Consider the following 14,486-nt stretch of genomic DNA (forward strand, 5'->3'; position numbering starts at 1 on the left):
TGCAGGTGCGCCGTTCAGTCGAACAGCGCCACCAGTTGATCGATCGAGCTAGTCCAGCCCTCGTTGTGCGAATCGCGCGCCGCTTCGTCGAAGAAGCGTTCGTGCTTGAGCGTGAGTTCGGTGGCGGGCCCGTCGGCGCGCAGCGTCACCGTGACGAGCGACTCGCGCTCCGGTGTGCTGCGCCAGGCCCATGTGAATACGAGCTTTTCGTCCGGCACGACTTCGAGATATGTGCCGCTCACATCGTGCTCCTCGCCGTTCGCGCCGCGCAGGATCACGCGAAATCTTCCGCCCACACGCACGTCCGCTTCGGCGTGGATGCAGACATTGTCGAGCGGCTGCATCCAGCGCATCAGTTGCGCCGGTTGCGTCCACGCGGCGTAGACCTTCGCGGCGGTGGCGTTGAGTCGCCGCCGGATGGTGAGGCTCGGAGCTTGATGGGTGGCGCCGGGTCTGGCTGCGGGTTGGGTAGACATGCATCTTCCTCCACGAAAGCGGCGAGTCGATCGAGCGTTTCACTCCAGAAGCGTTGATAGTGCGCGAGCCATTGCATCGCGTCCTCCATCGGCCCCGCGGCGAGCCGGCACGCCACGGTGCGGCCGGTTTTCGCGCGCGTGACGAGGCCCGCCTGAGCGAGTACGTCCAGATGCTTCATGACCGCGGGCAGCGACATCGCGAACGGCTGCGCCAGTGCGCTCACCGAAAGTTCGTCGTGCTGCGCGAGGCGCGCGAGCAGCGCGCGCCTCGTGGGATCGGCGAGCGCCGCGAAGGTGCGATCGAGGGTGTCGTCTTCATACTTAACCATGCGGTTAAGCATAGACGGTGGAAGCGCGATGTCAAGGAAAGCGTCGGCGCGGGCTGGCAGCGGTGCGCACGACGGCCCTGACGACACTAGAATGGCCATTTCACTGCGCCTCGCATTTCCACCTCTGCCACGTCACGCCATGCCGTCCAAAGTCCGCAACTCGCTGCTCTGGATCTTCGACGCCTTCGAGCGCGAGCCCGGCTACGTCCGCAAGCCCATGTTCGGCTGCGACGCCGCGTATCTGGACGGCCTGCTGTGCCTCGTGGCCGCCGATCGTGACGCCCCGTTCAACGGCGTGCTCGTTTGCACGTCGCGGGAGCACCATGCGGCGCTCGTTGAAGCGATGCCGGCGTTGCGAACGCACCCCGTGCTGGGCAAATGGCTCTACGTGCCGCAAGCGGACGCGGCGTTCGAAGATACCGCCGCGCAGTTGAGCGCGCTCGTTCTCGCGCGTGATCCGCGCATCGGTGTGGAACCCAAACCGCGCAAGCTGCGCAAATCGGCCAAGGTGCGCAACAGCGTGCTGCCGGACTAACGCGCCCGAACGTAGCGCACAAAAGCCACACGGCCCGCGCCGCCGTGAAGCGACGCGGGCCGTGCAGCCGCCCGGACGGGCCGCCGTGGCCACCGGGCGAATGACCGGGTCATCCGACTATCAGATGGCCCAGCCGCCCAGGTAGAACGCGGCCAGCACGCCGGCGATGATCACCGTGCCCACATTCAGCTTGCGGATCTCGCCGCTCACTACGCGGCCAATCACGAGCGTGCAGAAGCCCAGCATGATGCCCGTGACGATGTTCGCCGTGAGCACGATGAATACAGCGCACACGAGGCCCGACATCGCATCGACCATATCGGCCATGTCGAGGCGGCTCACGCTCGAAAGCATCATGAGGCCCACGTACATCAGCGCGGGCGCCGTGGCGTACGAAGGCACGAGGCCCGCAAGCGGCGCGAAGAACATCACCGCGAGGAACAGCACGCCCACCGTGGCGGCGGCGAGGCCCGTCTTCGCGCCCGCCGCCACACCCACCGTCGATTCGATATAGGCCGCCGCCGGCGCGCCGCCAAGGAAGCCCGAGAAGATCGAGCTGACCGAGTCGGCCGTGAGCGCCCGCCCGCCGTTGACGATACGTCCGTTCGCGTCGAGCTGACCTGCCTGCCCCGCCACAGCGCGGATCGTGCCGGTGGCGTCGAACACTGCGGTCATCACGAGCGCGAGCACGCTCGGCAGCACGGCGAGCGAGAGCGCACCCTTGATGTCCATCGCACCGATCAGCGAAGCATGGCCCGGCGCCGAGAGCGAAGGCCACGCGAACACGCCATGAAAGCTCACGGCCGGGTCGATGGCGAGGCCGAGCGCCGAGATCGCGACGATCACGATCAGGATCGAGCCCGGCACGCGGCGGCGCACGAGGCCGAAGATCGAGGCGAGGCCGACCACGGAAAGGATTACGGGCAGCGAGGTGATATGGCCGAGCGAGACCGGCAGGCCCGCGCCCGGATTCTTGACGACGAGGCCCACGTCATTGGCGGCGATCAGCAGCAGGAAAAGGCCGATGCCGATGCCCGTGCCATGCGCGATGCCGTGCGGCAGGTTGCGCAGGATCCACGAGCGCACGCCCGTCACCGAAATGCCCGTGAAGACGAGGCCCATGAGGAACACCGCGCCGAGCGCCACTTCCGGCTTCAGGCCCTTGCCGAGCACAAGGCCGAAGGCGGTGAACGCCGTGAGCGAGATGGCGCAGCCGATGGCGATCGGCAGGCGCGCCCACAGTCCCATGAGCAGCGAGCCGAACGCCGTGGTCAGGCACACGGCCACGAACACGGCGCTGGTGTCGAAGCCCGCCTTGCCGAGCATGCCCGGCACGACGAACACGGAATAGACCATCGCGAGGAAGGTCGTGACGCCCGCAATCGCCTCCTGGCGCAGCGAGCTGCCGCGCGCGGCAATGTCGAAATAACGGTCGATGAAGCCCGACGCCTGGCCCAATTCGATGGGCTCGGCGTCGCCGGCGGTCGTGCCGGCAAGCGGCTGCGCGTGGGGTTCGATCATGGTGAGTGCCTCCTTTATCAGCATGCTGAAACGGTTCACGGCTCACCAGCCGATCCGTCATCAGGTTTGTCTCGAATGATTTAGTCGTGTCGACGCGTTGCCGGCGCTTTGCTCAACTTCCAGCGCTCATCGTTTTGACATCTCTTTATGGATGCAGCGAAGGTTAGGCGAACACGATTTGCGCTCCCATCGCACGAGTCGCATTGAGTTCATGCCGCGATGCTTATATGCCCGTGTACAGGGCGCGCCACGCGGGCCGGCCCCGCGTTTACACCTGGAAGCACCTGGACGCGGCGCGGCCGGTTTCAGGGCGGTCGGGGCCTGTTTCGTTTGACGACGCTGTGACGAATCGCCATCGCCCCGGCTCGAGCAGGGATCCCGCCGCCCGGCGCGGCGCTTGCGGCGCCGCAACCGCGTCGTCATTAAGCGGATCGGCCCGGTGCGCGGGTTACACTCACGCATCCCGACCCGGTTTCCCTCGCCGCGCGCGTCGCGCCGGCCGCTTCAAGGAGTTTCAGTAGATGAGACGCGGCATCTTGCGTTCCGCACGTCCTGTTTTTCACTTTCCGTACGCCCTGACGCTGCTGATGCTGCTCACGCTCTCGGGCTGCAGCCTGTTCCGGCCGGCCCCGCCGCCCGAGCCGGAAGCGCCCGTGGCCACGGAGCCCGAGCCGGCCGCGAGCGAGCCCGAGGCTGCGTCCGCGCCCGAGGTGGCGAGCGAGCCCGAAACGGAGAGCACGGCGAAGCCTGCGCCAAAGAAGCCGCGGCACACGCTGGTGCCGCGCCGCCGCCCGTCGCCGCTGCCGCCCGCGCCTGCTAGCGCCCCGCCGGCGCCGCCCCCGGCGCCGCTCGTGCAGGTGCGCACGCTCGAGCGCGGCACCTTCCGCACGCTGCTCGACAGCGAAGTCCAAAAGACCGACGGCAAAGTCGTGGGCCGTGCCGTCGACATGGTCGCGGGCCCCGGCGGCAAGCCGGTCGACGTCGTGGTGAACCTGCAAGGCTTCATGGGTATAGGCGACCGCAAGGCCAGCTTCCCGTGGAGCGGCGTGCGCGTGAACACCCAGCCAAAAACGCCCGCCATCACGCTCGCCCTGCCTGCGAGCCAGCTGCAGGTGCCCGACCGTCCCAAGGCCGGTGCGCCGCAGCCCGGCACCTCCGAGGCGAGCGCGACGCGCCTGCCCATGCTCGACGCGGACGTGGAGCGCGCCAACGGCGCCAAGGTGGGCCGCGTGGTGGATGTGCTGCTGGACGGCAGCGCCGCCCCGCAGGCCGTGGTGCTCGACGTGAGCGGCACGCTCGAGAAACGTCATACGATCGCGGCCGACTGGACCGCGCTGCACTTCGTCACGAAGAACAATGCGCTCGAAGCGCAGCTCGAAATGAGCGATCAGCAGGTCGATGCCTCGCCGCCCTACGCGCCCGACCAGCCGGTGCGCGCCGTGACGCCTGCGGCCCCGCCGCCCCCGGCCTCGGCCGCCCCGGCTGCACAAGCCGCGCCCGCTGCGTCGCCGGTCGCCTCCGCAGCCAATGCCCACGGTGCCAAATGACGGACGGCACCATGCAACAACCCAATCCAGACCAGCGCAGCGTGCGGGCGCTCGACTGGCTGAACTTCTTCGTAGCGAACGTGCAAACGGGCTTCGGGCCGTTCATCGCGTCGTATCTGGCTTCGCACAAGTGGACGCAGGGCGAGATCGGCCTCGCCCTTTCGGTCGGCACGATCAGCGCGATGGTGAGCCAGGTGCCGGGCGGCGCGGCAGTGGACGCGCTGCGCAACAAGAAGGCCGCCGCCGCGTGGGCGATCATCGCGATCATCATCTCCGCTGTGCTGCTCGCCTCGAGCCCGACCGTCGTGGCGGTCATGGCCGCCGAGATTTTCCACGGCTTCGCCAGTTGCATGCTCGTGCCGGCCATGGCGGCGCTCGCGCTCGCGCTGGTGGGCCGCCAGAACCTTGGCGACCGGCTCGGCCGCAACGCGCGCTGGGCCTCGATCGGCAGCGCGGTGGCCGCCGGGCTGATGGGCTTGTGCGGCGAGTACTTCTCGCCGCGCTCCGTGTTCTGGCTGACGGCCGCGCTCGCGCTGCCCGCGCTCGTCGCACTTGCGATGATCAAGTACGACCAGAATGCCGCGTACGCCAAACCCGCGGCCAGGCCCGGCAAGGCTGGCGCCGCCGCGGGCTCGGGCGAAGCTCGCGAGACGATCTTCGATCTGCTGCGCGACCGGCGCATGCTGACCTTCGCGGCCTGTGTGGTGCTGTTCCACCTCTCCAACGCCGCGATGCTCAACCTCGCCGCTGGCGAAGTGACGGCCGGCATGGGCGACAACGTGCAACTCGTGATCGCGGCTTGCATCATCGTGCCTCAGGCCATCGTCGCGCTGATGTCGCCCTGGGTGGGGCGCACCGCCCAAGCCTGGGGACGCCGCCCCGTGCTGATTCTCGGCTTCTGTGCGCTCCCGCTGCGGGCCCTTCTCTTCGCCGCCGTCGGCAACCCGTACTTCCTCGTACCGGTGCAGATGCTCGACGGCCTTTCGGCCGCCGTGTTCGGCGTGATGCTGCCGCTCATCGCCGCCGACGTGGCGGGCGGCAAGGGCCGCTACAACCTCTGTATCGGGCTCTTCGGACTTTCGGCGGGGATCGGGGCGACGCTTTCGACGGCGCTTGCCGGCTTTATCGCCGATCACCTGGGCAATACGGTGAGCTTCCTCGCGCTCGCGAGCGCGGGCGCCGCCGCGGTGCTGATGGTCTGGCTTGCGATGCCCGAGACGCGCGACGCGCTCGAAGAAGAAAACGCCCGCGACGCCACGGTTTGAGTGGTGCGCCGCTGGAGCGGGCGCCGGTTGCGCCTGCTCCAGCGAACGGTGGCAACCTGCCTTTGTCCCGACGAACGAACGGCGGCGCCCCTCAGGGCGCCGGTCCGTACAGATTCATGACGTTGGGATGACGAGGTGCGGCCAGACTCGCGGCAAGTGAACAACAAAAGACAAACCCGCGCGGGCGACCGGTGCGCCGCCCGGGCAAGCCGCTCAGGCGGCCAGCGCCTCGTCCAGACGCGCCGCGACGACGGCGTTGGGAAGATTGTCGAGCTTGCTCGCGAGGATCATCGCGTCGGCATTGGCCGGGCGATGACGGCGATTCGGGCTCGGCCGGAACACCGCGTCGCCGCGGCGGATCTTCTCGCCGGTCAGTGCACAAACGGCACTGCGGCGCGCCGTGCAGACCCGCCACAACTGGTCGGAGTAGCGGCCATAGGTGGCGTCGCTCCAGCAAACGGTGATGCTGTCCGGATCATGCCGCCGGATCAAGGTGATGCCCTGCGCATCCCACGAACGCACGGCGGCGCGCCGCCGGTTGGCCGCCTCCGAAGCGCCGCGTGTGATGGGTACCGGTTTGCAACTTCTGCCGCCTTCGAATTCGCTGTCCAGGCTTAGCGGCTCGGAAGCCGCGGACAGAAGGTCAATGGTTTGTTGCCAAACGCTGCCGGTATCTAATTTCGTCATAATGCACCTCGTGCACGTGGAAACGATTCAAATATGCCGGTCGAATAAGCACTCTGCCACGTCCGGATTATAGCGTGTCCAACTCGCAATCCACAGGAAAAACGCAATTTTCACACGATAATGCCGAACGCAAAAAACGAGATGGCGGAGCTTTCAGTTCCGACTGTAAGCCTCCAATGTTGGTTTCTTTACATCCGCGAACTTTTTTGCCGATTTGATGATACTTAACAATCCAACTGCGGAAAAAATAACCGGTTTCAGGCTTGATGTCACTAGTGGCGTGACTTTTCACCATAACTGAATTGTTACAGCGCCCGCTGCGCCTCGTGGACGCACGGAGCCCGAAACGACCGCCCAGTACCGGTCTGACCGCCTCAACCGGAATCACGCCGGCTCCACTCTTACATACGGCACGTGACCGATCAATGAAACGCAATGCCCTATTCGGCATAGGTCCATCAGACATATCACATACTAAACGTCAGTCTATTGACCGTTATATTCTCGCACGAACCTTGCATCCCCTTGCGCATCGAATATCGAGACATTCCACTATTCGGAATAGCAATTAATGGATTTTGAATATTCCTTTAGAGGCTTTGCCGCCGGTCAATGCTGTCATTGTGCGACTCGCGACATACGAATAGCAACAAATCGGTGATGTTACAAGCGCTGTCATCCGCACCGAAACTCTGCACACTAAAGCACATTGAATGCGCGGATAAAGACAAACGAATGAAGATATCGCGCGACGCTTTCTAGGTGCCGCGGCCCTGATCGAGAAATTCGCCGGCACGCGCCCTGAGCATTGCGCCGAAGTCGTCGAGCCAGCCAATGGAAAGCCGCCAGCTCTGCCAGTAGAGTTCGACGTCGAGCGCCCGGCCCGGCGTCAGTTCGACGAGTTCGCCGCGCGCGAGATGCGGCGCGATCATGCGCTCCGGACACATGCCCCAGCCCAGACCATTCAGGCAGCAGCGCAGAAAACCGGCCACATGTGGAATCCAGTGCAGCGGCGCATCGATCTGCGCGCGCGTGATGCGGCGAATGAAGCGCTTTTGCAGTTGATCTTTGGGATTGAACTCGACGCACGGCGCGTGGCGCAGCGTGTCGCGCGTCACGCCCTGCGCGAAATGCCGCTCGAAGAACGCCGGCGAGCACACCGCGAGATAGCGCATGCGACCGAGGCGTGTAGAGCGGCAGCCCTGCACGGGCTCGGCCTGCGTCGTGACAGCGCCTTGCACGCTGCCGTCGCGCATGCGTTGCGCGGTGTGATCCTGGTCGTCGATCACGAGGTCGAGCAGAATGCCGCGCTCAACGCAGAAGCCGGCCACGGCGTCGATGAACCAGGTGCCCACGCTGTCGTCGTTGACGGCCACCCGCAGCGTCGGCCGCGCTGCTCCCAGCGCACTCGTGAAGGTCGGCATCGCCCCGCCCAACTCCGCCTCGAGCAGTTGCACGCGCTCCGTGTGACGGCACAGCAGCGCGCCCGAAGCCGTCGCGACGCAAGGCTGGCCACGCTTCACGAGCACGGTGCCCACGCGCTCCTCCAGCAGCTTCACGCGCTGCGAGACCGCCGACGGCGTGACGTTGAGCGCGCCCGCAGCCCGATCGAACGAACCATGCCGCACGACGGCGGCGAGCGCATCGAGCAAGGCATAGTCGAGCATTAGCGTTCCTTAATCCGGTTAATGAAAATGAGCTTCTCTTATGTGGCTCATGGCGGCAGACTAGCGCCATTCCCTGTCGAAGTCCAATGACCGCAGGCGCCGCGCACCGCGACGCCCGCGCTCCCTCTTTGCCCGCAACCGTCATGAACTGGCTCGCTTTCACTCACGGCGCAGCGCTCTGCGCCTCGCTCATCGTCACGATCGGCGCACAGAATGCGTTCGTGCTGCGTCAGGGCATCTTGCGCTCGCACGTCGGCAAGATCGTCCTGCTTTGCACACTGTCCGACTTCGTGCTGATCGGCGCGGGGGTGGGCGGCGCCTCGGCGCTCGTCGAGCGCTATCCGACCTTCGTGCACATCGTGCTGTATGTGGGCCTTGCCTGGCTCGTGTGGTTCGGCATTGGCGCGCTGCGGCGCGCGGTGCGCCCCTCGCACGCGGTGCTGGAAAGCAATGCCGCGACGGATGCGCCCGAGCAGCGCGCGTGGCCGATCATCCTCATGACGCTCGCGTTCACCTGGCTCAATCCGCACGTGTATCTCGACACCTTCCTGCTGATCGGCACGGCCGGCGCGCGCGAGCCGCAGGGCAGCCGCCTCGCCTTTGCGATCGGCGCCATGTGCGTGAGCGCGGTATGGTTCGTCGCGCTAGGCTACGGCGCGCGTGCGCTCGCGCCGCTGTTCCGGCGAGCGAGTGCGTGGCGCGTGCTCGACGGCGCCATCGGCGGCATGGTGCTGTTGATCGCCTTTGCGCAATTGCGCTAACGCCTGCGAACCCGCTGTGCGTGAGTCGCGCATTCGCCGTATCTCCAGCTACTGCGCGGCGCCCTTCGCCTTCTGCTGCTGCAGCAGGCCCTCGACGAGTTCCGGCGACATATAGTGCGGTCCGTCGAAGAGATACACGCGATAGCCGTGATAAGCCGCGAGTTGCGGCGCCAGCTCGGCGGCCGTGGCCGCGCGAAACCCCCCGCCCTGCTTGGGACGGAACGCCTCCGCAATGATGCGCACGCGCTTGTGGCCCAGATGCGCCGATAAGGCGTCCGCGTATTCGCGCGCCGCAGCCGGGCCGCGCGCGTAGACGCCGCAGCCGTCCTGCAGCAACACGCCGACGTCTTTCGGCAGCCAGCTGTCGAGCCATTTCGCAAGCGCCTCGCCGCCAATGTTGCTGGTGTCGTACACGCTGATCCACAACGGATGCGGCAGCTTTTCCAGCAACGGCGCCATGCGTGGCGCGTCGGTCCAGGTGGGATCGACTTCGACGGGGAAATACCAGCCCGTGACGTGCACCGGCGGCCGCACGGCCGCGAGTTTCAGCGATCGTTCGACCAGCGTTTCGAGGTTCTCGCGCGCTTTCTTCTCGTCCGAATAGCCCGCAAGCCCGACGATCACGCCGCGCGCCCACGGTTCGTTGGCAATGCGCACCCAGTCGGGCACGCGCGGCGCGGGAATGCCCGCGCCCGCCATGAACGCGACGTCGTCCACGGCGATCCATTGCACCAGCAGCTCGTTCACGCCTAACCGTTCCCAGTCGCCGCGCAGATCGAGATGGTCGTTATCGGGCTGCCAGACGATGCCTTGCGCGAGCGCGTCCGCGTGTGCGGGCACCTGCAGCGTGCAACCGGCGGCAGCCAGCGCGCACAGCGCCGCGCATGCCAGACGCGTGCAGCGCTGCGCGACGCGCGGGCGCTTTCGTGCGGCTTGCCCTGCATGGCCCGTGTCGTTCTGGGCCTTTCTTCGCACGATCATCAGGTTTCCTCAATAAGAGAGCAAGGCGCCGAAGAACACGCCGCCCGCCCGGTCGTCACCGGTAATACGCCAGCGGTACTGCACCGTCACGTCGACATACGAGCGCGGCGCATCGTAGAAGCTGTCCCGGAACCAGTAGCGCGTGGAAACGCCCACGCCCATCCCCACCGGCACGCTGTGGTTGATGCTCGAATCGTAGTCCACGCCGGCCACCGCGTACGGAAAGACCGTGAGCTTCGGGCTGATGGTGTCGAGCCGCCACGTGCGGCCCGCCTCGATATAGCCCGAGCCGTAGTTCCAGCCGTTGCTCACGTAATGGCCAACTTCGCCGTAGTCTTGCACCGTCCACCACGACGGCACGTCGAGGCGCCGCTCGGTGCCGATGCCGCCAGAGTAAGCGAGGCGCAGCAGCCAGTCGGACGGCGCACGCGAGCCAATGGGGATGAGCCGCTCGAACGCCACCACCGCATTGATCGATTCGAACGGCTTCGCGCGCGCGCCGATGGCACCGAGCGCGGTGGAGATGCCGCTCGGCGCATCGCCCTTCGCGCCGACGTCCTGATAGACGCGCGCGTAGACCTCAAAGTTGCGGTCACCGAGCGAGCCGAACGGCCGCCAGTATCCTTCGAGGCCCATCTGCCAGTTGTTGTACGAGCCCGGCACTTCGCCCGTCGACACGCCGGGCTGCAGGCCCGAGCCGCGATAGTTGACCGAGGCGATGGCGCCCCAGTCGCGTGTGACGTCCGCGTGCGCATTGCGCAGGTCCTGCAGTTGCACCAACGTGGCGGGCGCAACACCGGGCGGCGGCGAAGTGCCATAGTCGATCGCACGTTTGAAATAGCTTGCGGCCAGCGCGTCGAAATGTGCGCGATAGGCGCTGTAGCCCGCATCGCCGGCGGCTTGCGGCGGCAGTTGGCTGGCTTCGTCGGCTCGCGCGAAATACGTGGCGGCGCTGCGGTCATCGCCCGCACGTTGCGCCACGTACGCGGCGGAAAGCGGCGGCAGCGCGTCGAGCAGGCCCGCGTCGGCCATGGCGCGCGCTTCGCGCTTCGCACCCTCGGTGTCGCCCGCGGCGGTCAGCGCGTCGATCAGTTCGAGCCGATGCTGCGGATTGCGCGGGTCCGCGGCTACGGCCCGGCGCTGCGCGGCGAGCGCCGCTGCCGGATCGCCGCGTTGCGCAGCGACGATCGCGGCGCGCCGGTCCGCGAAGCCGGGATCGGCCGCGTAGACATCGCAGGCGCTGCCGTACTGGTCAATCGTGCAATCGAGCACCGGGCGCGCCGTCGTGGCAACACGTTCGCCGGGCGTAGATGGACTGGCAGGCTGGGCAAGCGCCGCACGCGCGTAGTAGCGGCGCATGGCGATCAACGCATCGGTGTCGTCGCCAACGGGCGGCAGCGTGGCGAGAAGATCCAGCGCGCGCTGTGGCTGGCCTTCGGCCGTCCACACATCGGCGATGATTGCGTGCGCCACGCGCTCATCGCGCACCGACGCGCCTTCGCTCAGCAGCGCCTGCGCGAAATCCTCATTGGCCTCTGCCGCCCTGCCCTGCGCTGCACGTGCATAGCCGCGCAACACGTACGGCATGAGAGTCGGCGTGGCACCCGACGCAACCGCATCGCTCGCGGCGGCCTCAAGGCCGGCCATGTCGTTCTGTTCGAGCAGCATCTGGCAGAGCAGCAGCCGGTTGCCGAGTTGCGTCGGCGCGTAGCCGATCGCCTCGTGCATGAACGCGATCGCCTGTGCGTCGGCGCCGCGCGTGCGCGCCGCCTGAGCCGCTTGCACCGCAGCCGGCGCGAGCCGCGCGCCGATCTGCGCGCGGCGCTCGCGCAGCGCCTGGCTGTCACCGAAACGCCGCTGGGCTTCCTGCGCTGCCTGCCAGGCTTCGCGGTCGTGGCCGCCCGCCGTGGCGGCGTCGATGGCGAGCAGGCGCAGACGCAATATGTCTGGCCGCAACGCGATCACGGCGCTCGCCTCGCGCCAGGCGGCGTCGTATTGCTTCGCGGCGTACGATTTGTAGGCATCCTGAGCAAGCTGCCATGCCCGGCCAGTCAGATAGTCCGGCGGCCCGGAGCCCGGCGGCGGCGCAGCGCGCGCCGTGCCGCCACTCCCTGTAGCTGCGCCTGGCCGCGCCAGCGCCGCCACCTGCACATCGACCTCGCGGCGCCGTGCAGTGAGCGCTGCATCGGGACCGATCTGCGCGATTGCGTCGGAGAGCGTGCGACTCGCCTCGCGCCACTGTCCGCGCGCCGCCTGCGAATTGGCGAGCAACAGACGCAGCGACGCCAGATCGGGCCGTTGACGGATCGCCTCGCGCGCGTAGCGCTCCGCCCCCGCGTAGTCGCGGCGTGCATAGGCGTCGTAGCCTTGCTGGGCGACGCGATAGGCCGCGCCGCTCAAAGGCAAAGGCTGCGTGCCTTGCGGCAGCGCCTCGCCCTGAGCGCGCCCCGCGCCCGCGAGCATGGCCCACAACGCGGCGAGCAGCAGCGCTCGCGGCACGTTCGCACGACCGCTTGAAGACCGCCTCGCCGCAAAATGCTTCGGAGTCCGTCTCATGGCGTAGCGGCACCTTCTGCGCGCAGGCGTTCCTGCTCCGCGATCGCCGCGGCCAGCGCGTCGCGTGTGATGACGCCCTGTTCCACCATGAAATCGCCGATGCGCCCGTGCTCGGCGGGCCGGTAGCGTTGCAGCGCGCCGTCGAACGCCGCGCGCTTCACCGCGCCGCGTTCGATCAGCAGATCGCCCAGCAAAGGTATGCCCGGCGTGGCGGCGCCGCGCGCTTCGGCGTTCGCTTTCGCTTCATGCGCTTCGCGCACCTGCACCGTCGGCACGCCGCGCAACAGGCGCAAGCCGTCCGCCACCTCGCCCTCGCGCACGATGCGTTGCACGATCGGCAACGCGCATTGCGCCTGCAGATCCGCAAGCGCCGGTTGCGCGAGCGGGCTCGCGCATAGCAGCACCTCGTGCCCCTTGCCGTCGTCACCTTGCGGCAGCACACGGTAGCGCACCGCGAGTTCGAGCGGCAGATCGCCCGCGTAGCGCGTGAGCCGCTCACGATCGAGACGGCCGCGCGGCAGGTCCGCCTGGAACGCGATGGCCTCCGCGAGCGTTTCCTCATCGAGCCAGCCGTGCGCCATCAGCACACGGCCGAGCGGCGCTTCGTGCGCGTGTTCCTCGGCAAGCGCCTGCTCCAGCTCCTTCGGTCCGATCGCCTGCCAAGAAAGCAGCAGCTCGCCGAGGCGCTGCTTGCGGTCCGTAAAGCCGTCCGACGAGGGGAAATCGTGCATGGTCTTGTCCCACACGAGCCGCTTGCCGGTGACGAGATACGCGAGATACATCTTCCACGCCCGCGAGACCGCCATGAAGTTCACGAAGTTGCCGATCACCATGCGCGGCACCGAAAGCACGCCATGCTCCCAGCCATACAGTCGCGACACGAAGTACACGCGCTGGATCACGCGCAGCAGCAACGCGACACCGTTGGCCCACAACACGACGGTGAGAAAGCGCGAACCCGCGAACGGTGACGCGACCAGATCAGGCCGGATGCCAAGGAACTCGGCATACGCGAAGAGCAGGAACTGCGCGAGCAGCACATACGCAATGATGCCAACGAACGCCGTGACGATGCCCTTGCGGTCCCTCGCAAGCAGATAGCGGTTGGCGAGCGTGCCGACCCAGCCCGTCTGCTCCCATCCCTGCAGGCCGATGCCGAGCGTCCAGCGCGCGCGTTGACGGTAAGCGGTCCGAAACGTATCGGGAAAAAACTCGCGCACGCACAGCGGCATGGTCAGCGTGACGTCTCGCTCGGGCCCGAAGCCGAACCACGACTTGCGCCGCGTGGCGAACTCCACGGGAAAACGCGCAAAGATCGAATGCATGCCCATGCGGCCCAGGCGCTCGCCCACGTCGTAGTCTTCGGTCAGCGTCTCCGTATTGAAGGGCTGATTCTGCGTCTCCTTCGCGAGCCCGGCCAGCGCGCGGCGCGAAAAGCACGTGCCCACGCCCGCCGACGGCACCGTGCCGGCAAGGCTCTCGCGCACCACGAGATCCTTCGCATGCCACTCGGCGAACTCGTCCATGTAGGTGCCTGCAACGAGTTCGTACCATTCGCGCTCGAGCGAGGCCACCGGCAACTGGATCATGTCCTTGCGCGGCAACAGGTAGTTGAAGAAGCGCAGCTCGAGCGGATGCAGCACGTCCTCGCTGTCGTGCAGGATCACACCCGCGAATTCGATGCCGGTTTCTTTCTCCATGCGAAAGATCGCCTGCACGATCCAGTTCAGGCAATCGGCCTTGCACGTGGGGCCGTCGTGCGGCACCTCCACGCGGTGGAGCTGCTTGTAGCGCCGCCGCATGCGCTCGACTTCGGCGATGGTCGCAGCATCGTTCTGGTAGGTGCCGGCGAACACGACATAGTTCTTGTAGTCGAGCACACGCACGAGGTCGGTCACCATCGAGGCGATCACGTCCTCCTCGCGCCAGGCGGGCACCATGATCGCGAGTGGCTGTTGCTCGCGCGTGTAGAGTTGCTCGGCGCGCAACGGCTCGTAGCGGCGCTCGATCGTGAAGTAGCGGATGATGCGGCGAACCCAGTACCACGCGTCGATGAAAAGATCGTCGATGCTCGATAGCAGGATCACCACCGCCACCACCGCCGCAAGGTACTCCATGCCCTCGTAGTAGCGGCCGGCGAAGTAGTTGAGCCACCAGTCGA

Annotated in this window: 12 protein-coding genes; 4 read left to right on the forward strand and 8 right to left on the reverse strand. The window is 67.0% G+C overall.

All coding sequences use genetic code 11. The features are described 5' to 3' along the window. Positions 1-14: 14 nt before the first annotated feature. Both L0U83_RS08660 and L0U83_RS40685 read right to left on the reverse strand, forming a co-directional pair. Positions 15-419 (reverse strand): SRPBCC family protein, encoded by a 405-nt coding sequence (locus L0U83_RS08660; protein ID WP_233883812.1) that lies wholly within the window; start codon positions 417-419, stop codon positions 15-17. Next, on the reverse strand, positions 353-805 hold the full coding sequence (locus L0U83_RS40685; RefSeq protein ID WP_233881911.1) for an ArsR/SmtB family transcription factor: 453 nt from the start codon (positions 803-805) through the stop codon (positions 353-355). The genes L0U83_RS08660 and L0U83_RS40685 overlap by 67 nt, the downstream gene beginning before the upstream one ends. 139 nt (positions 806-944) lie before the next feature. Between L0U83_RS40685 and L0U83_RS08670 the strand changes: the two genes are divergently transcribed. Beyond that, positions 945-1,340 (forward strand): hypothetical protein, encoded by a 396-nt coding sequence (locus tag L0U83_RS08670; RefSeq protein ID WP_233881913.1) that lies wholly within the window; start codon positions 945-947, stop codon positions 1,338-1,340. Between the two features lie 120 nt (positions 1,341-1,460). Here L0U83_RS08670 and L0U83_RS08675 read toward each other — a convergent pair whose 3' ends face one another. Further along, positions 1,461-2,861: an NCS2 family permease gene (locus tag L0U83_RS08675; RefSeq protein ID WP_233881915.1), complete on the reverse strand. Its 1,401-nt coding sequence runs from the start codon at positions 2,859-2,861 to the stop codon at positions 1,461-1,463. A gap of 521 nt (positions 2,862-3,382) precedes the next feature. Here L0U83_RS08675 and L0U83_RS08680 point away from each other — a divergent pair. Both L0U83_RS08680 and L0U83_RS08685 read left to right on the forward strand, forming a co-directional pair. After that, complete coding sequence (locus L0U83_RS08680; RefSeq protein WP_233881917.1) at positions 3,383-4,408, forward strand: PRC-barrel domain-containing protein; 1,026 nt, start codon at positions 3,383-3,385, stop codon at positions 4,406-4,408. Between the two features lie 11 nt (positions 4,409-4,419). Next, entirely contained in the window at positions 4,420-5,673 is a 1,254-nt protein-coding gene (locus tag L0U83_RS08685; protein WP_233881920.1) for an MFS transporter, read from the forward strand. 213 nt (positions 5,674-5,886) lie between these two features. Here L0U83_RS08685 and L0U83_RS08690 read toward each other — a convergent pair whose 3' ends face one another. Together L0U83_RS08690 and L0U83_RS08695 are read right to left on the reverse strand one after the other, a co-directional pair. Further along, positions 5,887-6,195 (reverse strand): DUF3331 domain-containing protein, encoded by a 309-nt coding sequence (locus L0U83_RS08690; protein WP_233881922.1) that lies wholly within the window; start codon positions 6,193-6,195, stop codon positions 5,887-5,889. Positions 6,196-7,118: 923 nt separating this feature from the next. After that, entirely contained in the window at positions 7,119-8,027 is a 909-nt protein-coding gene (locus tag L0U83_RS08695; protein WP_233881924.1) for a LysR family transcriptional regulator ArgP, read from the reverse strand. Positions 8,028-8,170: 143 nt separating this feature from the next. Between L0U83_RS08695 and L0U83_RS08700 the strand changes: the two genes are divergently transcribed. Beyond that, complete coding sequence (locus L0U83_RS08700) at positions 8,171-8,788, forward strand: LysE/ArgO family amino acid transporter (protein WP_233881926.1); 618 nt, start codon at positions 8,171-8,173, stop codon at positions 8,786-8,788. A gap of 48 nt (positions 8,789-8,836) precedes the next feature. Here L0U83_RS08700 and L0U83_RS08705 read toward each other — a convergent pair whose 3' ends face one another. Genes L0U83_RS08705 through L0U83_RS08715 form a run of 3 tightly spaced genes read right to left on the reverse strand, consistent with a single transcriptional unit; the run spans position 8,837 to position 14,442 of the window. Continuing rightward, on the reverse strand, positions 8,837-9,769 hold the full coding sequence (locus L0U83_RS08705; protein WP_233881928.1) for an alpha-amylase family protein: 933 nt from the start codon (positions 9,767-9,769) through the stop codon (positions 8,837-8,839). Between the two features lie 9 nt (positions 9,770-9,778). Beyond that, entirely contained in the window at positions 9,779-12,325 is a 2,547-nt protein-coding gene (locus L0U83_RS08710) for an NfrA family protein (RefSeq protein ID WP_233881930.1), read from the reverse strand. Next, complete coding sequence (locus L0U83_RS08715; protein WP_233883813.1) at positions 12,322-14,442, reverse strand: glycosyl transferase family protein; 2,121 nt, start codon at positions 14,440-14,442, stop codon at positions 12,322-12,324. Before L0U83_RS08715 ends, L0U83_RS08710 begins: the two co-directional genes overlap by 4 nt. Positions 14,443-14,486 lie beyond the last annotated feature (44 nt).

The sequence above is a fragment of the Paraburkholderia flagellata genome (assembly GCF_021390645.1).
Taxonomy (GTDB): Bacteria; Pseudomonadota; Gammaproteobacteria; order Burkholderiales; family Burkholderiaceae; genus Paraburkholderia; species Paraburkholderia flagellata.

What these genes read in the sequence shown, in the direction of transcription:
- L0U83_RS40685 (WP_233881911.1), bottom strand. Translation starts at nt 805, where the DNA reads ATGGTTAAGTATGAAGACGACACCCTCGATCGCACCTTCGCGGCGCTC.
- L0U83_RS08670 (WP_233881913.1), top strand. Translation starts at nt 945, where the DNA reads ATGCCGTCCAAAGTCCGCAACTCGCTGCTCTGGATCTTCGACGCCTTC.
- L0U83_RS08675 (WP_233881915.1), bottom strand. Translation starts at nt 2,861, where the DNA reads ATGATCGAACCCCACGCGCAGCCGCTTGCCGGCACGACCGCCGGCGAC.
- L0U83_RS08680 (WP_233881917.1), top strand. Translation starts at nt 3,383, where the DNA reads ATGAGACGCGGCATCTTGCGTTCCGCACGTCCTGTTTTTCACTTTCCG.
- L0U83_RS08685 (WP_233881920.1), top strand. Translation starts at nt 4,420, where the DNA reads ATGCAACAACCCAATCCAGACCAGCGCAGCGTGCGGGCGCTCGACTGG.
- L0U83_RS08695 (WP_233881924.1), bottom strand. Translation starts at nt 8,027, where the DNA reads ATGCTCGACTATGCCTTGCTCGATGCGCTCGCCGCCGTCGTGCGGCAT.
- L0U83_RS08700 (WP_233881926.1), top strand. Translation starts at nt 8,171, where the DNA reads ATGAACTGGCTCGCTTTCACTCACGGCGCAGCGCTCTGCGCCTCGCTC.
- L0U83_RS08705 (WP_233881928.1), bottom strand. Translation starts at nt 9,769, where the DNA reads ATGATCGTGCGAAGAAAGGCCCAGAACGACACGGGCCATGCAGGGCAA.
- L0U83_RS08710 (WP_233881930.1), bottom strand. Translation starts at nt 12,325, where the DNA reads ATGAGACGGACTCCGAAGCATTTTGCGGCGAGGCGGTCTTCAAGCGGT.
- L0U83_RS08715 (WP_233883813.1), bottom strand. Translation starts at nt 14,442, where the DNA reads ATGGAGTACCTTGCGGCGGTGGTGGCGGTGGTGATCCTGCTATCGAGC.